At 60.0% G+C, this 23,671-nt stretch carries 21 protein-coding genes and 3 pseudogenes; 16 read left to right on the forward strand and 8 right to left on the reverse strand.

Features of this window, described 5'->3' with window-relative positions; translation table 11 throughout:
- Nucleotides 1-135 precede the first annotated feature (135 nt).
- The 9 genes from IE038_RS02890 to IE038_RS02930 all read left to right on the forward strand — a co-directional run bounded on the left by IE038_RS02890 (nt 136) and on the right by IE038_RS02930 (nt 12,899).
- Nucleotides 136-1,992: an extracellular solute-binding protein gene (locus tag IE038_RS02890; protein WP_189395091.1), complete on the forward strand. Its 1,857-nt coding sequence runs from the start codon at nt 136-138 to the stop codon at nt 1,990-1,992.
- The gene (locus IE038_RS02895) at nt 1,989-3,047 is read left to right on the forward strand and encodes a microcin C ABC transporter permease YejB (RefSeq protein ID WP_189395092.1); all 1,059 of its coding nucleotides are present in this window, start codon (nt 1,989-1,991) and stop codon (nt 3,045-3,047) included. The genes IE038_RS02890 and IE038_RS02895 overlap by 4 nt, the downstream gene beginning before the upstream one ends.
- Nucleotides 3,047-4,069, forward strand: coding sequence for an ABC transporter permease (locus IE038_RS02900; protein WP_163938491.1), 1,023 nt, complete (start codon nt 3,047-3,049; stop codon nt 4,067-4,069). The genes IE038_RS02895 and IE038_RS02900 overlap by 1 nt, the downstream gene beginning before the upstream one ends.
- Nucleotides 4,070-4,108: 39 nt before the next feature.
- On the forward strand, nt 4,109-5,491 hold the full coding sequence (locus IE038_RS02905) for a sigma-54 interaction domain-containing protein (RefSeq protein ID WP_189395093.1): 1,383 nt from the start codon (nt 4,109-4,111) through the stop codon (nt 5,489-5,491).
- Nucleotides 5,492-5,758: 267 nt separating this feature from the next.
- Nucleotides 5,759-7,150 (forward strand): GntP family permease, encoded by a 1,392-nt coding sequence (locus tag IE038_RS02910; RefSeq protein ID WP_189395094.1) that lies wholly within the window; start codon nt 5,759-5,761, stop codon nt 7,148-7,150.
- A gap of 10 nt (nt 7,151-7,160) precedes the next feature.
- The gene (hbdH, locus tag IE038_RS02915) at nt 7,161-7,931 is read left to right on the forward strand and encodes a 3-hydroxybutyrate dehydrogenase (RefSeq protein ID WP_163934700.1); all 771 of its coding nucleotides are present in this window, start codon (nt 7,161-7,163) and stop codon (nt 7,929-7,931) included.
- A 108-nt stretch (nt 7,932-8,039) separates the two neighbouring features.
- A complete protein-coding gene (locus tag IE038_RS02920) occupies nt 8,040-10,016 on the forward strand; it encodes an acetoacetate--CoA ligase (RefSeq protein WP_163934703.1) in 1,977 nt (658 codons plus the stop codon).
- A gap of 39 nt (nt 10,017-10,055) precedes the next feature.
- Nucleotides 10,056-10,331: a peptidylprolyl isomerase gene (locus tag IE038_RS02925; protein ID WP_065758331.1), complete on the forward strand. Its 276-nt coding sequence runs from the start codon at nt 10,056-10,058 to the stop codon at nt 10,329-10,331.
- Nucleotides 10,332-10,463: 132 nt separating this feature from the next.
- On the forward strand, nt 10,464-12,899 hold the full coding sequence (locus IE038_RS02930; protein WP_189395095.1) for an autotransporter family protein: 2,436 nt from the start codon (nt 10,464-10,466) through the stop codon (nt 12,897-12,899).
- A 6-nt stretch (nt 12,900-12,905) separates the two neighbouring features.
- Here the strand turns inward: IE038_RS02930 and IE038_RS02935 are convergent, their stop codons facing one another.
- From IE038_RS02935 to IE038_RS02945, 3 genes are all read right to left on the reverse strand, one after another.
- Nucleotides 12,906-13,532 carry a LysE family translocator gene (locus tag IE038_RS02935; RefSeq protein WP_189395096.1) on the reverse strand — a complete coding sequence of 209 codons (627 nt, stop codon included), beginning with the start codon at nt 13,530-13,532 and terminating at the stop codon, nt 12,906-12,908.
- Nucleotides 13,533-13,550: 18 nt separating this feature from the next.
- Nucleotides 13,551-14,246: a metallophosphoesterase gene (locus IE038_RS02940; RefSeq protein WP_163934709.1), complete on the reverse strand. Its 696-nt coding sequence runs from the start codon at nt 14,244-14,246 to the stop codon at nt 13,551-13,553.
- Nucleotides 14,247-14,645: 399 nt separating this feature from the next.
- Nucleotides 14,646-14,978 (reverse strand): hypothetical protein, encoded by a 333-nt coding sequence (locus IE038_RS02945; protein WP_163934712.1) that lies wholly within the window; start codon nt 14,976-14,978, stop codon nt 14,646-14,648.
- Between the two features lie 180 nt (nt 14,979-15,158).
- On the opposite strand from IE038_RS02945, the gene osmE reads away from it, so the two are divergent.
- Complete coding sequence (gene osmE / locus IE038_RS02950; protein WP_163934715.1) at nt 15,159-15,548, forward strand: osmotically-inducible lipoprotein OsmE; 390 nt, start codon at nt 15,159-15,161, stop codon at nt 15,546-15,548.
- Between the two features lie 227 nt (nt 15,549-15,775).
- On the opposite strand, the gene IE038_RS02955 is transcribed toward osmE, so the two are convergent.
- Nucleotides 15,776-16,216, reverse strand: coding sequence for a hypothetical protein (locus IE038_RS02955; RefSeq protein ID WP_163934718.1), 441 nt, complete (start codon nt 16,214-16,216; stop codon nt 15,776-15,778).
- Nucleotides 16,217-16,387: 171 nt separating this feature from the next.
- Entirely contained in the window at nt 16,388-16,618 is a 231-nt protein-coding gene (locus IE038_RS02960; RefSeq protein WP_229775593.1) for a hypothetical protein, read from the reverse strand.
- A 184-nt stretch (nt 16,619-16,802) separates the two neighbouring features.
- On the opposite strand from IE038_RS02960, the pseudogene IE038_RS25475 reads away from it, so the two are divergent.
- From IE038_RS25475 to IE038_RS24380, 3 genes and pseudogenes are all read left to right on the forward strand, one after another.
- Nucleotides 16,803-17,003, forward strand: a pseudogene (locus IE038_RS25475) (YMGG-like glycine zipper-containing protein); the annotation flags it as partial.
- Nucleotides 17,004-17,012: 9 nt separating this feature from the next.
- Nucleotides 17,013-17,162, forward strand: a complete 150-nt coding sequence (locus IE038_RS24375; RefSeq protein ID WP_229775594.1) for a hypothetical protein — start codon at nt 17,013-17,015, stop codon at nt 17,160-17,162.
- A 518-nt stretch (nt 17,163-17,680) separates the two neighbouring features.
- A pseudogene (locus tag IE038_RS24380) lies at nt 17,681-17,833 on the forward strand (site-specific integrase); the annotation flags it as partial.
- 196 nt (nt 17,834-18,029) lie between these two features.
- Here the strand turns inward: IE038_RS24380 and IE038_RS02970 are convergent.
- Together IE038_RS02970 and IE038_RS24385 are read right to left on the reverse strand one after the other, a co-directional pair.
- Nucleotides 18,030-18,608, reverse strand: coding sequence for a hypothetical protein (locus IE038_RS02970; RefSeq protein ID WP_189395097.1), 579 nt, complete (start codon nt 18,606-18,608; stop codon nt 18,030-18,032).
- Between the two features lie 301 nt (nt 18,609-18,909).
- Nucleotides 18,910-19,143 (reverse strand): annotated as a pseudogene (locus tag IE038_RS24385) (lysis system spanin subunit); the annotation flags it as partial.
- Nucleotides 19,144-19,335: 192 nt separating this feature from the next.
- Between IE038_RS24385 and IE038_RS24750 the strand changes: the two are divergent.
- The 3 genes from IE038_RS24750 to IE038_RS02985 all read left to right on the forward strand — a co-directional run bounded on the left by IE038_RS24750 (nt 19,336) and on the right by IE038_RS02985 (nt 22,608).
- Nucleotides 19,336-19,587 carry a site-specific integrase gene (locus IE038_RS24750; protein ID WP_308425245.1) on the forward strand — a complete coding sequence of 84 codons (252 nt, stop codon included), beginning with the start codon at nt 19,336-19,338 and terminating at the stop codon, nt 19,585-19,587.
- Nucleotides 19,588-19,658: 71 nt separating this feature from the next.
- Complete coding sequence (locus IE038_RS02980) at nt 19,659-21,248, forward strand: ABC-F family ATPase (RefSeq protein ID WP_065758321.1); 1,590 nt, start codon at nt 19,659-19,661, stop codon at nt 21,246-21,248.
- Between the two features lie 166 nt (nt 21,249-21,414).
- The gene (locus IE038_RS02985) at nt 21,415-22,608 is read left to right on the forward strand and encodes an MFS transporter (RefSeq protein ID WP_163938768.1); all 1,194 of its coding nucleotides are present in this window, start codon (nt 21,415-21,417) and stop codon (nt 22,606-22,608) included.
- Here the strand turns inward: IE038_RS02985 and IE038_RS02990 are convergent.
- A complete protein-coding gene (locus IE038_RS02990; protein WP_163938771.1) occupies nt 22,602-23,633 on the reverse strand; it encodes an alpha/beta hydrolase family protein in 1,032 nt (343 codons plus the stop codon). The two genes, IE038_RS02985 and IE038_RS02990, sit on opposite strands and share 7 nt — an antisense overlap.
- Nucleotides 23,634-23,671 lie beyond the last annotated feature (38 nt).

Raw genomic sequence — 23,671 nt, forward strand, 5'->3', positions numbered from 1 at the left:
CGCCCAGCGCACGGCCCCCGAAGGCCGTGCGCTTGCACTGGACCTGGAAGGATCACAGTGCCGATTTCCCTCCGTCGTTGCGTACACTGTCAGAACGAACAGACACACACCGCCAAACGATGAGGCCAACCTTCCATGCGGTCAGTATTCTGCTACGTCCTCGCCCTGCTGTTCGTGCCAATCGCCGCAGTGGCAGCACCATCACATGCCCTGACCGTCTACGGTGAAGCCCCCCGCTACGCTGCGGGTTTCCAGCATTTCGCCTACACCAATCCCGATGCACCGAAAGGCGGGTCGATGCGCCGCTCCGCACTGGAAATCGGCCAGTTCGACCATGTGCTGCCCTATATCGACAAGGGTATCGGCATCAGCCAGGTGGACGGTTGGTTGTACGCACCCTTGGCGGTGCGCAGTGAAGATGAGCCCTATACCGTCTACGGTTTGGTCGCGGAGCGCATGGAACGAGGCCCCGACGGCTTATGGTTGCGTTTCTACCTCGACCCGCGCGCACGCTTTGCCGACGGCGAGCCGATTCGCGCTGAGGATGTGAAGTACACCTTCGAGCTGCTGATGCGTGAAGGGAACCTGAAGTACCGCACGCAGTTTGCCGATGTTGCCGCCGTCGAAGTGGAGCAGTCACGCCAGGTACGCTTCATCTTCAAGAACAATCAGAACCGTACCCTGCCGCTTGACCTGGCAACCCTGCCAGTGCTGCCCGAACACTGGTGGAAAACCCGTGACTTTGCGGCGGGCGGTGGCTTTGAAGCCCCCTTGGGCAGCGGCCCCTACCGCATTGCCCGAATCGACAATGGCCGCAGCGTCACCTTCGAGCGCAATCGCGACTGGTGGGGCAAGGACCTGCCGGTCAATCGCGGGCGCTACAATTTCGACCAGATCCGCATCGAGTACTTCGGCGATACCGATGTTGCACGCCAGGTACTGCGCGGCGGCGGTTACGATTACAACCGCGAGTTTTCCGCCACCGGCTACACCTTGGGTTACAACGGCCCGGCCTTGGACGACGGGCGCCTGCAACGTGCGCACCTGGCTCGCGAAGCACCACAAAGCGCCCAGGGGTTTGTCTTCAACTTGCAACGACCCGTATTCCAGGACCGGCGCGTACGCCAGGCGCTGGCCCTGCTCTGGGACTTCGAGTGGAGCAACCGGCAGATGATGCGAAACCTGTATATCCGCCAGAACAGCTACTTTGCCAACACGGCACTGGCGGCAACCCAACTACCGGATACCGCAGAGTTGGCCCTGCTCGAACCGTTGCGCGGTCAAATTCCCGATGAAGCCTTCAACCGCGTGTTCGAGGCACCGAAAACCGACGGTTCAGGCATGATCCGCGCCCAACAGCTCGAAGCCCTGGCACTGCTCAACGCCGCGGGCTGGCGACCGCAAGGCGACCACCTGGTCAATGCTCAGGGCGAACCCTTGAGTTTTACCTTCCTCAATGCCCAGAACGGTTTTGAACGCCTGTTGCTGCCGTGGAAGAGAAACCTGGCGCAAATCGGCATTACCCTGGACATCCGCCGTATCGACGCCTCGCAGTACATCAACCGTTTGATGGAACGCGATTACGACATGATCGTCACCGGCTACCCTGTATCGCCCTCACCGGGCCTCGAGCTCTACAACTACTTTGGCTCGGCAGCCGCCGACGACCCTGGCTCAAACAACTACATGGTGCTGCGCGACCCGGCCGTTGACCGTCTGATCGATGGCCTGGTGAAGGCTGCAACCCAGGCCGACATGCTGCGCCACGCCCATGCACTGGACCGGGTGTTGCAATGGAATGACTACTGGATTCCCAACTACTATCCACCGGGCTCCTCTACCGTCTGGTGGAACCGTTTTGGCCAGCCGAAGGTACAGGCCAGTAACGACGAAGCGCTGGACACCTGGTGGGAAATCAGCCCCACAGCACTGACCAACGCACAGATGGCCGAACGGCTTGGCAAGGGCACCGTGGCCGGGAGTACCCCATGACCGGCTATATCCTGCGACGCCTGCTGCTGATCGTACCGACCCTGTTGATCATCCTGCTGGTGAACTTTGTCATCATCCAGGCTGCACCTGGTGGCCCGGTGGAGCAAGCCGTCGCTCGTCTGCAGGGCATCGGTGCGGGCGCTCCGGGCTCCAGCAGCGAAACCCTGCACAACGGCTCGCGGGCCAGTCGCGGCCTGGACCCCAAGCTACTGGCAGACATCAAGCACCAGTACGGCTTCGACAAATCGGCGCCCGAGCGGCTGTGGCTGATGCTCAGCAACTATGCCCGCCTGGACTTCGGCAAGAGCTTCTTTCGCGGTGCCACGGTCACCGACCTGATCCTCGAAAAAATGCCGGTCACACTGTCTTTGGGCTTCTGGGCGACCTTGATCACCTACCTGGTCTCTATCCCCTTGGGCATTCGCAAGGCCGTCCATCATGGCAGTGCCTTCGATGCCTGGAGCAGCACGCTGATCGTGATTGGCTATGCCTTGCCGGCCTTCCTCTTCGCCCTGCTGTTGATCGTGCTGTTCGCCGGCGGCACCTCACTGAACTGGTTCCCGGTGCGCGGCCTGGTCTCGGAGAACTTTGCCGAACTGAGCCTGTTGGGCAAAGTGGCCGACTACTTCTGGCACCTGGTATTGCCGGTCGGTGCCTTGGTGATCGGCGGCTTCGCCACCTTGACCCTGCTGACCAAGAACGCCTTTCTCAACGAAATCACGCGTCAATATGTACTCACCGCCCGGGCCAAGGGCCTGAGCCAGCGGCGGGTGCTGTATGGCCATGTGTTCCGTAACGCGATGCTGCTGGTCGTGGCGGGCATTCCGCAGGCACTGATCACCGTGTTCTTCGCAGGCTCGCTGTTGATCGAGGTGATTTTTTCTCTCGACGGCCTGGGCCGCATGAGCTACGAAGCCGCCGTATCACGGGATTACCCGGTGGTGTTCGGCTCCCTGTTCATCTTCACCTTGTTCGGCCTGCTGATCCGTCTGCTGGGTGACCTCTGCTACACCCTGGTCGACCCCCGCATCGACTTCGCGACGAGGAGCGCGTGATGTTCAAACTGTCGCCCCTGGCCCTTCGGCGCTTTCAACGGTTCCGACGCAACCGCCGTGGCTGGTGGTCATTGTGGGTGTTCCTCGGCCTGTTCACCCTGTGTCTGGGGGCTGAGTTGATTGCCAACGACAAGCCCTTGTTGCTGGGCTACAAGGGACACCTGTATGTACCGGCCCTCAAGCGCTACACCGAACAGGATTTTGGCGGTCAGTTACCCTTCCAGCCCGACTACCGCAGCCAGTACGTGCGTCAGTTGATCGAGCAACAGGGTGGCTGGATGCTCTTTGCACCGATCCCCTTCAGTGCCGATACCCCCAACTACGACCTGCTGCAGCCGGCCCCCAGCCCGCCGTCAACCGACAACTGGCTAGGCACCGACGATCAGGCTCGCGATGTAGTGGCGCGAGTCCTCTACGGCACACGGGTATCGATTCTCTTTGCCCTGGCCCTGACCGCCATCAGTACGCTGATCGGCATTGCCGCCGGCGCGCTGCAGGGCTATCACGGTGGCTGGGTCGACTTGATCGGGCAACGCCTGCTGGAAGTCTGGTCGGGCTTGCCGGTGCTGTATCTGCTGATCATTCTCTCCGGTTTCGTCGAGCCGGACTTCTGGTGGTTGCTGGGGATCATGGCCCTGTTCTCCTGGCTGGCCCTGGTGGATGTCGTGCGCGCCGAGTTCCTCCGTGGCCGCAACCTGGAGTACGTATTGGCCGCACGGGCCATGGGCCTGCCAGATCGGCTGGTGATCCTCCGGCATATCCTGCCCAATGCCATGAGTGCCACCCTCACCTACCTGCCATTCATTCTCACCGGCGCCATTTCGACCCTGACCGCCCTGGATTTCCTTGGCTTTGGCATGCCCGCCGGCAGCGCCTCGCTGGGCGAACTGGTGAACCAAGGCAAACAGAACCTGCAAGCACCCTGGCTGGGCTTCACCGCTTTCTTCGCCTTGGCCCTGATCCTGTCGCTGCTGGTGTTCATTGGCGATGCGTTGCGCGAAGCCTTCGATCCTCGGGCCTGAGCGGTGCATAATTCCTGACCCGGCCCCAAGGAGCGGTTCATGCACGACAGCGACAACCTCAAGGACTATCAGCGGGTACGTTTACTGGCGATTCGCTCGCTGTTCGAGATCATCGAGCAGTCCAGTGAAGGCACGGTGATCGTTGACCGCGATGCACGCATCGTCTGGATGAACGAGCGCTATGCCCGTCGCTTTGGCCTGGAGGATGCGAGCAGCGCCATCGGCCAACCGTGCGAAGCGGTGATCCCCGGCACCCTGATGCGTGAGGTGGTCAGCAACGGTCGTCCCATACTGCTCGACATGCTCGACACCCCCAAAGAGCCACTGGTGGTGATGCGTCTACCCATTCAGGATGCGAAAGGTGGCGTGATCGGGGCCATTGGCTTCGCCCTGTTTGATGAGCTGCGCAGCCTCTCGCCCTTACTCAAGCGCTATTCGAGCATGCAGCAGGAACTGGCCTCGACCCGCTCGCTGCTGCAGGCGCGCCAGGCCAAGTACAGCTTTGCTCAATTCATTGGCACCAGTGCGGCAACCCTTGAGATCAAGCGCCGTGCACGTCGCGGTGCAGGCAGTGACTCGCCGGTGCTGCTGCTCGGCGAAACCGGCACTGGCAAAGAGCTGCTGGCACATGCCATTCACGCAGCTTCACCGCGTGCGCACAAGGCGTTTGTCAGCATCAACAGCGCGGCCATCCCCGAGGCCTTGCTGGAGGCCGAGTTCTTCGGCACCGCGCCGGGCGCCTTTACCGGTGCAGACCGCAAGGGCCGCCCCGGCAAACTGCAGATTGCCCAAGGCGGCACCTTGTTCCTCGACGAAATTGGCGACATGCCATTGCCGCTGCAGAGCAAGCTGCTGCGTGTGCTGCAAGAGAAGGAGTACGAACCCGTCGGCTCCAACCAGGTGATGCGCAGTGACGTACGAATCATCGCTGCCACGTCGACAGACCTGGAAGCAGCCATGGCCAATGGCACCTTCCGTGCCGACCTGTACTACCGGCTCAATGTCTTGCCGATCAACGTGCCACCGCTACGCGCACGCCTGGAAGACCTGCCGGCCCTGAGCGAAGCGATTCTGGAAGACCTGGGTAGCCAGCATGAGCTGGAGGCCGAAGCCCAGGCGCTGCTGCTCCGTCATGCCTGGCCTGGCAACATACGTGAGCTGCGCAACGTACTGGAGCGAGCGACCTTGCTGGCCGATCATCCACGACTCGGCGCAAGCGACATCCAGGCCGCGCTGGGTACCTTGGCGCCACTGGTGCAAAAAGCATCGCTGAAAACCTACAAGCAGGCCTGCGAAGAGTTCGAGCGGCAGTTACTGAGCGATACGTTGGCCCGCTGCGCGGGCAACGTGCCAGAAGCCGCACGGCAATTGGGCCTCGGCCGTTCGACCCTCTACAAGAAAATGGTCGCACTAGGGCTGTGATCGTCGCAGACCTTCCGCACAGCATCTGTCTCTATAAAGAGAAATACAGTCTCTTTATAGAGACAGACGCCATACAGCACTCATCCGGCTGATTTCCGGCGCCACAGCGCACTCAGGCCAATCACCCGTCTCTATTCAGAGAAAATAGCGCCTAGGATTGCGCTTAAAAACAATAAAAGCCTTATATTTCAATACGTTGAAAAACTGGCACGAATCCCGCTATCTCCGACGCATCAACAAAAACAAGATGCCTCAAGGAGACACTCGATGAGTGTGATCATCGCCCTGGCAGCACTCGCGCTGCTGATGCTGGCTGCCTACCGTGGATACAGCGTTATCCTGTTCGCCCCCATCGCCGCCCTTGGCGCGGTGTTACTGACGGACCCCTCTGCCGTTGCACCGGCTTTTACCGGGGTGTTCATGGAAAAAATGGTGGGGTTCATCAAGCTCTACTTCCCGGTGTTTCTGCTCGGCGCCGTGTTCGGCAAACTGATTGAGCTGTCAGGCTTTTCCCGCTCGATTGTCGCTGCTGCCATACGCGTACTCGGCACCCGCCAGGCGATGCTGGTGATCGTACTGGTCTGCGCCCTGCTGACCTATGGCGGTGTTTCACTGTTCGTGGTGGTTTTCGCCGTCTACCCCTTTGCGGCCGAAATGTTTCGCCAAAGCAACATCCCCAAGCGGCTGATCCCGGCCACCATTGCCCTGGGCGCGTTCTCTTTCACCATGGACGCTCTGCCCGGCACCCCACAGATCCAGAACATCATTCCCAGTACCTTCTTCAACACCACCGCCTGGGCTGCGCCGTGGCTGGGGCTGATCGGTACGGTGTTTGTCTTCTGTACCGGCATGCTTTACCTGCAACGCCAACGCAACAAGGCCCAGCGGGCCGGCGAAGGTTATGGCACGGATTTGCGCAACGAGCCAGAAACAGCCACCGACCTGAGACTGCCCAACCCGCTGTTGGCCCTGTCGCCACTGGTGTTGGTGGGTGTGATGAACCTGCTGTTTACCCACTGGATCCCCGCCTGGTACGGCAAAACCCATAGTTTGAGCCTGCCCGGCATGAGCGCACCGGTGCAAAGCGATATCGCCAAGCTCACCGCGATCTGGGCGGTAGAAGCCGCGTTGCTGATTGGCATCTTGATGGTGCTGGTGTGCGGCTACAGGGCTATTCGCACGCGCCTCGCCGAAGGCACCAGGAGCGCTGTCAACGGCGCCTTGCTGGCCGCGATGAATACCGCGTCGGAGTATGGCTTCGGTGCAGTCATTGCGTCGCTGCCAGGCTTTCTGGTGCTGGCCGATGCGCTCAAGCGTATTCCCAACCCGCTGGTCAACGAGGCCATCACCGTCACCCTGCTGGCCGGTATAACCGGTTCTGCCTCCGGCGGCATGAGCATCGCCCTGGCGGCCATGTCGGAGACGTTCATCACCGCCGCCAACGCCGCGAACATTCCGCTGGAAGTACTGCACCGCGTGGCCTCGATGGCCAGCGGCGGCATGGACACCCTGCCTCACAACGGCGCCGTCATCACCTTGCTGGCAGTCACCGGGCTGACCCACCGCGAAGCCTACAAGGACATTTTCGGCATTACCCTGATCAAGACACTGGCGGTGTTCGTGGTTATCGCCACCTTCTACGCCACAGGCATCGTCTAAGGAGCACAACATGAACTTCAACGGCAAAACCGCACTGGTGACCGGCTCTACCAGTGGTATTGGCCTGGGTATCGCGCAGGTATTGGCCCAAGCCGGTGCCAACCTCATACTCAATGGCTTCGGTGACGCCAGTATGGCCATCGCCGACGTGGCCCGTCACGGCACCCGCGTGGGGCACCACCCCGCCGACCTGAGCGACGTCCAGCAGATCGAAGACCTCTTCGGCTATGCCGAGCGCGAGTTCGGGGGTGTCGATATTCTGGTCAACAATGCCGGCATCCAGCACGTTGCGCCGGTCGAGGCATTCCCCACCGAGCGCTGGGACGCGATTATCGCGCTCAACCTGTCAGCCGTGTTCCACAGCACGCGCCTGGCGCTGCCGGGCATGCGCCAGCGCAACTGGGGACGGATCATCAACATCGCCTCGGTGCATGGCCAGGTCGGCTCGGTGGGTAAAGCAGCCTATGTTGCGGCCAAGCACGGGGTGATCGGGCTGACCAAGGTGGTTGGGCTGGAAACCGCCACGACCCCCATCACCTGCAATGCCATCTGCCCGGGCTGGGTGCTGACACCGCTCGTGCAAAAGCAGATCGACGACCGTGCCGCAGGTGGCCTTGACCCACAACAGGCACAACATGATCTGTTGGCCGAAAAGCAACCTTCTCTGGCCTTCGTCACCCCCGAACACCTGGGCGAGCTGGTCGTGTTTCTCTGTAGTGATGCGGGCAGCCAGGTTCGCGGCGCCGCCTGGAACATCGACGGCGGCTGGCTGGCCCAGTAAGGCACGCGCCCTGCCGGGCGCACCTCGGGGCTGACACCGCAATTCCGGCTGTCAGCCCCGAGGTTCGCGAATACACTGTTCTCAGGACAATGACAAAGAGGACATGGCATGAACGAGGTGCTCTGGCGCCCAACTGAGGCGCAGATCCAGGCCAGCCCGATGGATGCCTTTCGCCGGCAGATCAACCGTCATCACGGATTGCACCTTGACGACTATCATGCCCTGCACCGCTGGAGCATTGAGCAGCGCGAGGCCTTCTGGCAGGCCCTGGCCGACACCTTCGAGGTGTGCTGGCATCAACCGCCACGGCACGTGCTCGACGAAGGCCCGCTGATGCCCGATGCCCGCTGGTTCAGCGGCGCAACCCTGAACTTCGCAGAACACTTGTTGCGCTACCGTGACGACCGCCACCGTAAAGACCATTGTGCGGTGGTGTCACTGCGCGAGGACGGCAGCCGCTTTACCCTCAGCCACGCGGAGCTGGCCGCTCAGGTTGCAGGGCTGCAACGCCGTTTCAAGGCGATCGGCATCGGCGTCGGCGACCGGGTGGCCGCCTGCCTGCCCAACACCTGGCAAACCCTGGTGGCGATGCTCGCCTGTACCAGCCTGGGCGCCGTCTGGTCCTGCTCTTCACCGGAGTTCGGCACCCATGGCATTGTCGACCGCTTCGGCCAGATCGAACCCAAACTGCTCATCGTCTGCGCCGGTTATCACTACGCCGGCAAGGACATCGACCAGACTGACAAGATCAACGAGGTATTGGCCCAGTTACCACACCTTGAGCAGGTGCTGGTGCTACCGTACACCCGCCCGCAGACGCAGACCGCTGACTTCCACTGCACGGCCAACGTCAGCCTGTGGGACGACTTTTATCGGCCAGGCGGTACACCGGCATTTACCCCATTGCCGTTCGACCACCCGCTCTACATCCTGTATTCCAGCGGTACTACGGGTGTACCCAAGTGCATCGTTCATTCGGCCGGCGGTGTGCTGCTGCAACACCTGAAGGAGCATGGCCTGCACAACAGCCTTGGTCCAGAAGACACCTTGTTCTACTACACCACCTGTGGCTGGATGATGTGGAACTGGCTGGTCAGCGGCCTGGCCTTGGGCGCGACGCTGGTGCTGTACGATGGCTCACCGTTGTACCCTGACGCGGGACGCCTGCTCGACGTGATCGACAGCGAGTCCATCAGTGTGTTCGGCACCAGCGCAAAGTACCTGGCGGCACTGGAGCATGAAGGCCTGCAGCCGCGACTCAGCCACCGCCTGGAACGCTTGCGGCTGCTGCTGTCCACCGGCTCGCCGCTATCGCCGCAGAGCTATGACTACGTTTACCGCGAATTCAAGCACGACCTGCATCTGGTTTCGATGTCTGGTGGCACCGACATCGTCTCCTGTTTCGTGATCGGCAACCCCACCCTGCCGGTAAGGCGTGGCGAGATCCAGTGCAAGGGCCTGGGCATGGCGGTAGAGGTCTGGGACGATGAGGGCCACCCGGTGATTGGCGAAAAAGGCGAGCTGGTCTGCACCCGACACTTCCCGGCGATGCCCCTGGGGTTCTGGAACGATCCACAAGGCAAGCGCTTCAAGGCGGCTTACTTCAGCCAGTTTCCCGGCGTCTGGGCGCAGGGCGACTATGCCGAGGAAACCGCGAGCGGCGGGATTATCATCCACGGCCGCTCCGACGCCGTACTCAACCCCGGCGGCGTGCGCATCGGCACGGCAGAAATCTACCGTCAGATTGAAACGATCGACGAGGTGCTGGAAAGCGTCGCCATCGGTCAACAATGGCGGGGCGATGTCCGGGTGGTGTTGTTCGTCCGGCTGCGCGATGGCCTCGTCCTGGATGAAGCACTGCAAACACGCATCCGCCGGACTATCCGCGCGAACACGACACCACGCCATGTACCGGCAGTCATTGTGGCGGTCAGCGATATTCCACGTACCATCAGCGGCAAGATCGTCGAACTGGCGGTACGCAACGTGGTTCACGGTCAACCGGTGAAAAATACCGATGCGCTGGCCAACCCCGAAGCACTCGAGCATTTCCGAGACCGCACAGAACTGCGCGATGAGGCATAATCGGCGCTTTTTTCAGGCGTCACAGAGGTACTTACAGCCATGAAAGCACAGGCCCGCCATATCCTGGTCAAAACTGCCGAAGAGGCCGAGCAACTCAAGCAACGCATTGCCAAGGGCGAAGCCTTTGACGTGCTGGCCAAGAAATTCTCTACTTGTCCCTCCGGCAAGCGCGGCGGCGATCTGGGCGAAGTGCGCCCTGGGCAGATGGTCGGCGCAATAGACCAGGTCATTTTCAAGAAGCCCCTGCGCACGGTACACGGGCCGATCAAAAGCAAATTCGGTTACCACCTGGTGCAAGTGTTCTTCCGCGACTGAACCAGGCCCGGGCCTTTCCAGCGGCGAGGAACGGCCTCCCCTCAGCACCTGTCATTTCTGCCAGTTGTCGATTTCGGCTAGTGCGTTATACCCCTTGGAGCACGTGATCGTGCGCCATTGAGGTACTCAAGCATGCGACAACTTCGCTGGCTCATGACCCTTGGGGTCTTGCCCTGGATGGGTGACGCCGCTTTTGCAGCCTGCAGTTTCACCCCAAGTAGCGGTGACGATGCCTACGTGTGTGACAGTGGTATCGCTGCATCGCTGTCCGACACCATCGGCAACAACAGCCTGCTGATGCCTGCAGGTGGTACCGGCAGTATTACTGGCGACGTCACCTTTGGCCCAGGACGTGATCAGGTGCACATCGATTCCGGCACTATTACCGGTAACGTCGGCCAAGGGGACGGTATCGACACCTTCGTCATGAACGGTGGGCAGATTCAATCACTCACCCAGGGCGATGGCCTCGACAGGTTTTTCATGAGCGGTGGGCGCATCGTCGGCGCGTTCGAGGATGGCGACTACGCCATCATGACAGGTGGCCGAATTGGCCGCGTGAACATGAAACTGGACGACAACCTGTTCGACATGTCCGGGGGCAGCATCGACGGCAACCTGGTGGCTGGCTTCGGCAACGATACGATCCTCCTCAGTAATGGCCGCATTGGTGGCAACATCAGTGTCAGCGGGGGCGCCGACAGCGTCACCCTCAGCGGCGGCGAGGTCGCTGGCGACGTACTGCTGAGTTTCGGCAACGACCGTTTTACCTGGAAAGATGGCGGTGTAATCCGCGGCAGTGTGCAAACCGGCCCTGATGATGATCAGGCATTCCTGATCAACCTTGATGAAACGCACCTGGCCACTGCCCGCCGAATGGATGGCGGCGATGGCAATGACCGCCTGATCTTCGACAACAGCAGCCCAGAGGGCGGCGCACGTTATGTGGGATGGGAAATCGTGTCGTTGAACAATGGCTCGGTGCTCACCCTGAACGATACCCTCTTGCTGGGCGATGCAAACAGTGCCACTGGCGTACTGAACATCGATCCAAGCAGCCAACTGCTGTCACGCAGTGGCGCCATAGCCCCAGTGACTGCCGGGCAGCCTGCCACGCTGAACAACGCTGGCTTGATCGACCTGAGTAATGGCGGCGATGCCCTAGGGCGGCTGACCTTGACCGGTGATTATGTCGGGCACGATGGTCTACTCAGACTCAATAGTGTACTGGCCAGCGATGCGGCCAGTTCCGACCGCCTGATCGTCAGGCAGGGCCGCCTTTCCGGCACCACAACCTTGCAGGTCAACAACCTGAACGGCATTGGCGCACACACCAGGCAGAACGGGATTCACGTGATCGAGGCTGCAGATGGCGCTACCAGCAGCGCCAGCGCCTTCCGCCTGGGCTCTTCACTGTCCGCCGGCGCTTATGAGTATTACCTGTTCAAAGGCGGGGTCACGGCGGGCAGCGAGAACAGTTGGTACCTGCGCTCAAGCGTGATCGCTCCCGCCACAACAGCGGTGCCTGGTGAGACTCCGCCCGCGCTGGCTGTGCCGGTCGCAGCCCCTGGAACCCCGGCGTTACCGACAGCGATCGCCGGTGAGAGCATTCCGCTGTATCGCGCAGAGGTGCCGCTCTATGCCGCAGCAAGCCGCTCGGCTGCGCTATTGCCGCGCCTGACCTTGAGTACTTTCCATGAGCGCCAGGGCGCGCAAAACCTGTTCAACGAAACCGGACCGATTGCCGCTGGTTGGGCACGAGGCTTCGGCGATCAACTGCGGCAACAGTGGTCAGGTACGGTTTCCCCCAGCCTGAACGGAGATCTGCGCGGCTATCAGGTGGGGCATGATCTATTTGCCGCGCTCGACAGCGACGGCTACCGTCAGCACCTGGGCCTGTACCTCGGCCATGCCCGACTCAAGGGCAGCATCAGCGGTTTTGCCTTGGGTTTCGACGACAATCAGGTCGGTGATGTGCGCCTGGACGGTGACAGCATCGGTGCCTACTGGACACTGATCGGCCCACAGCAGTGGTACCTGGACACCGTGCTGCAATACACGGAGCTGGACGGTCGCACCCGCTCTGATCGAGGTGTCGCACTGGACCTGAGCGGCCACACGATCACAGGCTCGCTGGAAAGTGGCTTTCCATTGGCCCTGAACAGCCGCTGGGTGCTGGAGCCGCAGGCACAACTTATTGTCCAGTCAGTCAGCCTGCGCAGTGCCACTGACGGGATCTCGCGAATCAGCTACGACAATCAGAGCGACCTCACCGCACGCGTGGGCGCACGCCTCAAAGGGCAGTACCTGGCCGGTCATGTGCCCGTGCAACCTTACCTGCGCAGTAACGTCTGGCAGACGTTAGGCGGTCGCGACAGTGTAAGCTTCGACGCTGACGAAGCCATCAAGACCGAGCACAACAGCACCTGGATGGATATCGGTGCTGGCCTTACCGCCCAGCCAAACCCGGCACTCAGCGTGTATGCCAACCTGGAGTACGGCTACAACCTGGACAGCCGCCAACAGGAGCAGGTTGGCGCCAGCCTGGGCCTGCGTGTGAGTTGGTAGCTGGCGTCAAGCGCGGCGAGCAGCCAGCAGCCCAACGCCTGCACAGGCAAGCAACGACGCACTGACCCGGTTAAACAATCGGCGCGGGCCCGGCTGATTGAACCAGCGCTGCAAGTACGCACCCAGCCAGGCATAAATGGCAATGGCCAACCACTCAAGCAGCAGAAACAAGCCACCCAATACCGCAAATTGCTCCGTCACCGGAGTCGCACTGGATACACTGACGAACTGCGGCAGAAACGCAGTGAAGATCAGAATGGCTTTTGGATTGCCCGCCGCGACCCAAAACTCCTGGCGCGCCAGGCGCAGGGTACCGGCGTCACGCTCGACGGCGACACCGCCCTGCCCGACCGGTGCTCGCCAAAGCTGCCAGGCGATGTAAAACAGGTAAGCCGCACCCAGCACCTTGATCATCAGAAACAGGTACTCACTGGTGTGCAAGACCACGGCCAGCCCGGTCGCTGCCAAGGCGATCATTCCGGCAAAGGCCAGCAAGCGACCGGCGCCGGCCACGCATGCGGTGCGCAGACCATAGCGACTGGCGTTGTTAAGCGACAGCAGATTATTGGGCCCCGGGGCCATATTCAAGGCAAAACAGGCGGGTACAAACAGCAAGAGGCTCGAGAGGTCCATGGCGTGCTCCCAAAAGCCTCAAGATTCTAGCCTGGCAGACCTCACGTCAAGCTCAGCCAGGTCCAGAAAAGAGAAATGCCCATTCAGCCAGCCACCGGTATCGATGTGCCAGACATTACCGAGCACTCGGACTGATTGCCCAGGGGTGTGCCCGACAATCAGCGCACGCAAACCGGCAACAGGCGTCAGGTCATTTTGCAGCAGGCGGCGACGGGACCACTGGCTAACATCCAACGCTGTTTTCACTGGACCGACAACCAGTTGATCGCACCACTCCTGCCAACTGGAACACGGGCAATCGGCATGCAACAGACCGACCGGGCCAGCAAGCGTATCGACCTCCAACGCCAGCGGCAGGCTGGAAAATTGCTCGACATACCGGGCCTGATCTTCAGCTGAACTGTCCAGAAACCAGGCACCGCCATTGGCCCGGTACAAGTCGACATCAAGCCACTGTCCTTGAACAAGTGCCACGGCAAGCGCCTCGTGATTGCCCTGCACCGCGTAGAACCAAGGCCGCTGCAACCAGACCAGAGCCTCTTCACTTTCTGGCCCGCGATCAACCAGATCACCTACGCTGAACAAGCGGTCCTGACGGACGTCAAAACCAATAGCGATCAACGCTTGCTCCAATCGTCGAAAATGGCCATGGATATCACCTACCGCGAAATCCCGGCCACGTTCATTACGCGCTACGCGCTGCAAGCGTCCCACCACACACCTCCTGCTGATACGTCGCCGCACTACAGACGTACAATCAGACCTGTGCGACCACTTCTTGCATGGCTTCACCAAAAGGGCAGCCATGCTGTCCCGCACCGTCCTGGCGCCGGAAACCAACGTGACACCACCTGCTTCACGTTTTCACAAAGACAATCCAGGACAGCGCTACATCAATGATCTGCTCCTCGAACTCAGGTTGGACCTGAACAGGACCGTTGGTGGTTAGTTCCTTCAAGCATAGCCTGCCCTGAACACCTACCTGCGTATCCCGCGAAAACTGCAATCTTGATGCGTGCAAAGCGTGGGATGCCTCATGCAAGCCAAGCCGTGAGCGGATGCCTGCAAACGGGGAACAACAAGAGAACATCGCCGGTACCGCGCTCGAATGAACTACAAGCACTCATACACTGCACGTTTAGCTGCCCTGTGCCAGGGTGCACCTTCGTAGAATGAAATCAGGCTACCCTCGCCTTGCCGATGGACTTCAAGGTAGTCGCTGGCGGTCATGCTGCCGGACACGCGGACTTCGTACCCTCTGGAAATCACCTTGCGATCCACCTGAGCATGCTGCTTTTGCCAGTGCGACATGACGCAGTCGGAGTAGTCGTCCGGCGACTTCGCCGAGCGCTCCGAGATCGTTGGGGAATTGGGAGTGAGGGCTACTGGCAGTGAGCATCCCGCCAGGAGCACGCTGATCATCGCGGCGAGTACTGTCTTGTGCATAGTGCACCTTGAGCAAAAGCCGGCACTTTAAATCAAAGCGGCGGGGTTGTGACCTCCCCAAAGGTCTAGCACGGGCAGATCAGCGGCTCGCCGATCCTGTGGTGCAAGCAACGGAACTCGACTTTACTCTAAAGGCTACACCAGGCGCCTCTTCCGACCCCTACTGTCAGGAGCCCTGTCATGAATACGTCCCTGCTTCCCCTGACCACCCTGCTCGCCGCGCTGATGGCATTGAGCAGTTGTACCAGCAATTCCCGCATTTATCGCGATCAACCGTTGGTGGCACGCGTCGAGACCGGCATGAGCAAAGACCAAGTCGAGCGTATCGGCGGCAAGCCTCTGTCCGTGAGCGAGCGCACGGTAGTACCTGGCACCTGCTACGACTACATGTTCACAAACACTGGCCACAAGCAGCCGTTCAATGTCAGTTTTGACAGCTCAGGCAACGTCGATCATACAAGCTTCATTACCTGTGCCGAGTGGAGTCGGGCGCAACAAAAATCCAGAGAGCCGTCGAGCAAAGGAAGTGGCGTCGGAGGTATGGGCGGTATGGGTGGCAGTGGCTATTAACGCATTTTGTAGCACTCACCTTTCCGTTACATCACTTTCACGCCCTCTTCACAGCCCGACACCTAAGGTCGTCACTGCTCCCTTTGGAAACTCCACATCTGCCCGCCCCCCCTGGCGGGCTTTTTTTTACTCGCCAGGGTTGAAAGGGTATGGAAACGGGCAGTCAGCATTGGACCTGCGCAGCCTTGCCGAACAGCATCCGCTTGAGGTGGCTGCTGGTTCAGGCCTTATGTGATGTTGCCACAGAAGAGGTTTACACTACCGTCCATCGGCCCCGCTCTCAAGACCAGGACGTAGCCACCAGAGCGAAGTTCACTCAGTGTGGCAGGTGCTACCGTGGACAGCCGTAATGGCGACGACACAGACCTCGCAGTGACCGATTGCTTCATCTCATAAACGGGTTTCGACCCCGGATTTTCACAAGTACCCGAATAGATGTAGGTATCGATGTGCGCAGGCAGAGCGGTACTGCTTGGCACCCCGCCAACGACAATCGTAAGCCCTGTCCTGTTGCCCGTCGTTGACGCCAGCAGCGCCGAGGCAATATGCCCCGTGTTGTACTGAGTAGCGTTCAGGGGAACGTTAACGACCTGATGATCACCCGTTGTTGCACAGCCTGAAATCACGCTGGTCATTACCAGCAACGCCAGTGAGGGTATTCTGTTCATCGTAAGCCTCCTGATTGTTCAGGTTACGTTGAAGTTATCCCCCCACTAGATTTTAGTCAGCCAGCGTCGGTGCGATATTCTTTCGACGACCGGTGCCAGGCCAAAAACCCAAAGCCTGACGTGTGCCGACACGCCCTTGGAATGCTTGCGCTCTGGTCATTGAATGTCCAGCTACGCCCAAATGACGCTCTCGCTGTTAATGACCGGAACACGGTCCGGGTTGATTTCTCGCTCGCGGTGAAGAAACACCTGGGTTTTTTCCACATCAAACGCTCGCCTGGCCCGTTGTTTCATGATCAGCGATGAAACCCCGAAGTGCCCGCACTCCGGGCAGACCAGTTCAATGCCATCCATCTCAGAGTCCACTTCCCGCGCGTCTACCGAACAATTCAAACACTTCATGGTTACCCCCTTGATCAGTTCCAAACTATAGCTCGCGCTCAGGGCGCTGGGCGAGCCGGTACCGTATAGGCTCTTATTGCCCCCTGCTACGCTTAGCCTTGTGCTAGGCGAGCGGCCTAATGCAGATGCAGGCCGTCGCCATGGCCGTCATGGCAGGCACCGTTGCCTGCCGTTGGGAGGCAACATGAAACGGTTACATGTTGTTGTCTTGAGCGCTAGCCTGTATCTCTCTGGCGTAAGCGCTACGATCGCTGATGAAGTGATTTCCCAGGAAGGTGATACAACGGTTGGATCTGGATTTGGTGCGGGCACTGGGGTGATAGTCGGTGGCGCATTAGGTGGCCCAGCTGGGGCATTGTTAGGGGCTGGTGTAGGGCTGCTTATCGGAAGCGGTGTGCAGTCTGCAACCGGGCTGGAGGGACGAGCGTACAAGGTACGCAGCAGCGCTGGCGAGGAACGGGTTGTTCGTTCCCCAAGCGAGGAGTTCGCTATCGGCCAGCAGGTCGAAGTCAGCGGAAGGCGACCCTATGCCATTACGCCGTAGGTGGATCGTCGTAGTGTGGAGGCTTTGTTTGTAGTGCGCGAAGTATCAGATGGGCCATGGATGGCCCGTCGGCGCGTCCACACGGGAGCGATGGCGTCAGGAAAGCACCCGAAGCGCAGCGGAGGGCCGGATGTCGGGACAGGGCGTTTTGCCCACTTTTGCGCCCTTTCAAAAGTGGGTCGCCGTAAAAGGCGAAACCAGCCGGTGGTGCCGCTGCAGGGAATGGATATGTTCACGAGGTGAGTGCCAGTAGCCACACACATGCGTCGCCTCTGATGGAGGCAGGCATATCCGTTTGCGATGTCATTTGGCGGTGCCGGCAGGTTCAGCGTAAGGAAAAACAACGCCGGCAAGACCGGCTCAAACCATGTCGCGCTCTTAAATGAACAGCATTACGGCTAAATGCCGGGCTTTTTGCTGCCTGGGTGATGGCGCATGACCTAGATAGCAAAAGGATCACGGACAACCCAAGAGTACATTTGTACTCCGTCCGGGAATCCCCCTCTATTGAACCGCCACCCAGTCAGAATTCACTGGGGATTCGTTATCGGCCACCGTACAACTGCCGCCATACCTATGCGCGTTGGATTAACTCAAGCTCCGACTGGAGCGAGCTGGAAAAGCTGCAAATTGGTATCAAATCGGTACCAGCCGCATTGCCAGCGACATAAGCTATTGATAGGTAAGCCCTTTGATCTCCACCGCTAACATCACCATGCGATGATTTTTGCGGTTTTAGGCGATCTACAGTGCAGCATTTCCGGGGGTTTCAGCCTCTCAAGTACGCACTGAAACGCATACATTGGCCCAAGAATTGGCCCAAGCCACGCCCCTCTTCCGGCGTCCTGCCTAACGAACACTACGCTGCTAGCGCGAGGTTTTAACCTTCAGTACTTCGGTGTAAATGACGTTGACCGTCTGCCCGACCTTAAGGTTCTTCATTCGAGCTTGGAGCTGGGGATCCTCGACCTTGAGGACTGTCACTTTTCCTTCTGGAGGAAGCAAGGTCACTTCATGTTTTTTCAAGTCAATGTGCGTGATCTTTGAAGTAACCTTGACCCGGCGAAGCGCCTCGCCACCCGGATTAGGATTATCCTTGGCGGCGCGGGTAGTTATTGATTCATTACTGACACCCGGCGCGCCATCGATAGTGGTGTCGAGCACATAGGCGATTGAACGAACAACATGTATGTCAACGTTGTCGCCGACCTTCAAGTTGTGCAGAGCCTTAGCTTTGTCCGTCAACTGGATAACCAACGGGTTTTTGTCAGGGCCTTCAATGGTGACCTGATAATTCGCCGGATCTACGGCCAGCACCCGCGTAATGAGGCGGCCTTCCATAGCATGACCTCCCAAGGGCATATCGGCTGCAAGGGCCGTAAAGCCAGTAGTGGCCATGATTGAGGCGAGAACTACAGTGCAGGCAAGGGCGCGGATCGGTTTCATAGGCTTACTCTTCCATGCGATGGCTAAACAGAACAACACGAGGGGTATCAAATCAAACCGTTTTGCAGATACGCCAAAGCATAGTCATTGATTTCTAATGCGCCCAATCACAGTCTCGATTGACCTCAAGGGGTGATTAAGGGGTCATGGATCACAAGCCATTACTGTATGAATAAACAGACTTTAGGCTCGCCGCGCTTTGTGCACGGAGCAGGAGCCTAGGCTGGACTTGCAGGAAGGGTCTGCGGGTTTGGTGGGCCGAGTGGATGTTGATGCATCCATTCGGCCCGCTCCTTTGATTTCAATGCGCTATCTCGCGCACGTAGGGCTGGCACGCTCGCAGGGCGATCAATCCTTGGTCGCCGCCACTGGTGATGCCGACAATTCGTTGAGCATGCGCTGGGTCAAGTTCGACTCGCGTGCCTCCATGAACCATGCTGCTGGAGCCGGAGGCTTCTCGCCCCCCACTGCTACCACTCGGGGCGGTGGCGGGGCCGGCGAGTAAGACTGACAGCCGCAAGTCAGCAGTAGCAAGGCCAGCTTGTCTTGGCTGACGGGCCCGAAGTCCGGCAGCTCCAGCAAATCACGGTAGTGCGGACAGTAGCGCTGGAGCTGCTGGTCCGGCCAGCCGCGGTCGACTTCAGCCCTTTCGTGTTCACGGTCACCAGAACGCCAGACGTCCGCTACGCCATCCAGCCCCTTTGTATTCCAACCAGGAAAAGGCGGGATGTGGATCAGGGAGCCAAGTGTTACAATCGAGCACTTCAAGCTCGCGCTCGCTGCACTGAGCATCCGTGAACGTCGGCAGTACGACACGCGCCATACCTACGCAACTATGTGCCTAATGGCTGGGATGAACCCTGCGTTCATCGCGAACCAACTCGGCCACAGCGTCGAGATGCTGCTCTCTACCTACGCAAAATGGATCAGCTCCTCCTCGGATTGGAGGGAGCTGGAGAAGCTGCCGACTAGAGTCTGATTGGCCCAAAATTGGCCCAAAACAGACGACGGCACCTAAACACACCTCTGGAACCCCCGCAGGATAAGCACTTGATTTCTACCGCTAATATCACCATGCAGTTCGGCGCCAAGCCGCTGTTCGAGAACGTCTCGGTCAAATTCGGCAACGGCAACCGTTACGGCCTGATCGGCGCCAACGGTTGTGGCAAGTCGACCTTCATGAAAATCCTCGGCAGCGACCTGGAACCCTCCGCAGGTCAGGTGATGCTGGAGCCGAACGTCCGCCTGGGCAAGCTGCGCCAAGACCAGTTCGCCTATGAAGAATTCACCGTGATCGACACCGTGATCATGGGCCACGAAGAGCTCTGGCGGGTCAAGGCCGAGCGCGACCGTATCTATTCGCTGCCGGAAATGACCGAAGAAGACGGCATGGCCGTCGCTGAGCTGGAAACCGAGTTCGCCGAGATGGACGGCTACACCGCCGAATCCCGCGCCGGTGAGCTGCTGCTGGGCCTGGGTATCCCGCTCGAACAGCATTTCGGCCCGATGAGTGAAGTTGCCCCAGGCTGGAAACTGCGCGTGTTGCTGGCCCAGGCGCTGTTCTCGGACCCGGAAGTGCTGCTGCTCGACGAACCGACCAACCACCTGGACATCAACACCATCCGCTGGCTGGAAAACATCCTCACGGCGCGTAACAGCACCATGATCATCATTTCCCACGACCGTCACTTCCTGAACAGCGTCTGCACCCATATGGCCGACCTGGACTACGGTGAGTTGCGCCTGTTCCCGGGCAACTACGACGAGTACATGATCGCCGCAACCCAATCGCGCGAACAGTTGCTGTCGGACAACGCCAAGAAGAAAGCCCAGATCGCCGAGCTGCAGACCTTCGTCAGCCGGTTCTCGGCCAACGCCTCGAAAGCCAAGCAGGCCACCTCGCGCGCCAAGCAGATCGACAAGATCCAGTTGGCCGAAGTCAAGCCGTCGAGCCGCGTCAGCCCGTTCATCCGTTTCGAACAGACGAAGAAGCTGCACCGTCAGGCGGTTACCGTCGAGAACGTCTCCAAGGGCTTCGATGGCAATACCCTGTTCAAGAACTTCAGCTTCCAGGTCGAAGCCGGTGAGCGCGTGGCGATCATTGGTCCGAACGGTATCGGCAAGACCACCCTGCTGCGTACGCTGGTAGGCGAACTGCCGGTAGACAGCGGTGAAGTGAAGTGGACCGAAAGTGCCGAGATCGGCTACTACGCCCAAGACCACGCGTCGGACTTTGAAGACGATGTCAGCCTGTTCGACTGGATGGGTCAGTGGACCCAGGGCGGCGAGCAACTGGTTCGCGGCACGCTCGGTCGGATGCTGTTCTCCAACGATGAGATTCTCAAGTCGGTGAAGGTGATTTCCGGTGGTGAGCAAGGCCGTATGCTGTTCGGCAAGCTGATCCTGCAAAAGCCCAACGTACTGCTGATGGACGAACCGACCAACCACCTGGACATGGAATCGATCGAAGCCCTCAACATGGCGCTGGAGAACTACCCGGGTACACTGGTGTTCGTCAGCCACGACCGTGAGTTCGTGTCCTCGCTGGCCACCCGTATCATCGAGTTGAGCGCCAACGGTGTCGTCGACTTCAGCGGCACCTACGATGACTACCTGCGCAGCCAAGGCGTCATCGTCTGACACCCGGAACGCCCGCATAAAGGCGACGGCGTGCTACCCGGCACCGTCGCCGCATGCGAGACACCTATAGAAGCAGGCTAACGGACCGCCAAGGTTCGTTAGCCTGCTTTCTTTTTCCCTCGCGTACCGCCATCATGGCGTCTCTCGACGCCCACCACGAATGGCCATGTCTGCGCTAGAACCCGTCGCACTTCAGTCAACGACGATTAATCGGCAGATCGTTTCGATCGTCTTTTATACCTTCATCGCCTTCCTCTGTATCGGGCTGCCAATCGCCGTGCTGCCTGGCTATGTACACGAGCAATTGGGCTTCAGTGCGATTGTCGCCGGGGTGACCATTGGCTTGCAGTACTTCGCCACGCTGGTTAGCCGGCCAATGGCCGGTCGCGTCGCCGACAGCCTGGGCAGCAAGCGTGCAATCATTTACGGCCTGTTCGCCATTGCCGCGAGCGGCCTGGTGACGGCGGCCTCGACACTGTTGGTCAGCATGCCCTTGATCAGCTTGTCAGTCTTGCTGACAGGCCGGGTGCTGCTGGGCCTCGCCCAAGGTTTGATTGGTGTCGCCACCTTAAGCTGGGGCATCAGCCAAGCCGGGGTCGCACATACCGCCCGGGTGATTTCCTGGAATGGCATCGCCTCTTACGGCGCCATCGCCATAGGGGCTCCGCTTGGGGTAAAACTCAACCAGTTGCTTGACTTCGCAAGCCTCGGCCTGGTCCTGGTTGCCTTGGCGCTATTGGCCCTGCTGGTGATCCGCAACAAGCCCTCCGTCCCAGTTGTTACAGGTGAACGCCTGCGGTTCTGGGCAGCCTTCGGCCGGGTCGCGCCCTGTGGTGTGGGCCTGACGCTGGCATCCATAGGCTATGGCACGCTGACCACCTTCGTGACCCTTTTCTACAGTGAGCGGGGCTGGGTTGGCGCAGCCTGGTGCCTGAGCGCGTTCGGGGTGTGCTTCATTCTGACCCGCTTGCTGTTCGTCAACGCGGTAAATCGCTGGGGTGGTTACCGGGTTGCAGGCGCCTGCATGGCCGCCGAAGCAACGGGCCTGACATTGCTCTGGCTGGCGCCCTCCCCCCTACTGGCATTGCTCGGCGCCGGCCTTACCGGTGCGGGGCTGTCGCTGGTTTACCCCGCACTGGGTGTTGAGGCCATCAAGCAAGTGCCGAGCAGCAGCCGTGGTGCAGGCCTGGGTGCTTATGCCGTGTTCTTCGATCTGGCCCTGGCGATTGCCGGGCCGCTGATGGGCGCGGTGGCCGCACAGCAAGGCTATGCAGCGATCTTTTGCATCGCGGCGTTACTGTCGCTATCCGGCGTCGGGCTGGTATTGCTGCTGTCGTGGCGCAACGCAAAGGCTCAATGATCAGCCGTACGCCACCCCGTACGATCAGCTCGGCCAAGCGTTTGACTGAAAAACAGCACGGCCTCCGACTGCAGCGAGCGATGGATGCTGGCGCGGTCTACACCTTCGGCATCGGTGCACAACACAGTCATATGCAGCCGTTGGGCTTCATCGCAAGGCGCCATGAAAATGAAATGCCCCGCGCCGGCCAGCAATCGATAGTCCGGGCTGCGAGGCAGTTTACGCGCCAGTGCGGCGGCGTTCTTGTCGATTGCCAGCAACTGATCGCGATCACCGCTGTAGATAAGTGCCGGCACCTTCACGCCGGCCAGCGCGTGACGCCCGAACATCAAGCTCAAGGGCGCCATCAGCAGCAGCGCCTTGATCCTTGAATCGGCGGCAGGCAGCAGGTCGTCACGGTCGGCAATCAGTTGCCCGCGCATCTTGCAGGCATCAGCATCCAGAGGGCGCTCCTCACAGTAGCGGCGCAGGCGACTCAGTTCCGGCCGTGCGCCTGAAAGAATCAACGCAGTTTCACCCCCAGCCGAATAGCCAATTACCCCCACCTGCTCGGCGTTGACGTAAGGCGCCAGAAGTCGATCATTCAAGGTTGCACTGATGGCGGCGCTGATCTGCAACGGACGCCCATACAGGTTGCTCAGGGTGCCCAATCGGCTGTGATCCTGGGCATTGTCCCCGGGGTGCACCACTGCCACGACCACAAAGCCCTTGCGTGCCAGGGCCGTTGCCAGGTCATGCAGCGCCAGTGGCGTACCGGTGTTGCCATGAGAAAGCATCAGCAATGGGAATCGCCCCATTGCAATGGGTGCTTCAAAGCCGGCCTCGACCCGATAGCCTTCGACCCGGCTCCAATGTGCTCGGCCAGTGGCCGGATAAAAAGCCAAGGCCTGCATCGGCTGCTGGTCCAGAGGGTCGGCAAGGGTCATCCGGTGCAAACCGACGTGCCAGCGCTCGCCCGCCTCGCTCGGCAGCGACAACACCATCCCGATCACCGCGAGGATGAACAAACCAGACAGACGCTGCATGGCCGACACCTTGTCCAACGATTGCCAGCGATCAGCAT

Source organism: Pseudomonas laurentiana, from assembly GCF_014648275.1.
GTDB lineage: Bacteria > Pseudomonadota > Gammaproteobacteria > Pseudomonadales > Pseudomonadaceae > Aquipseudomonas > Aquipseudomonas laurentiana.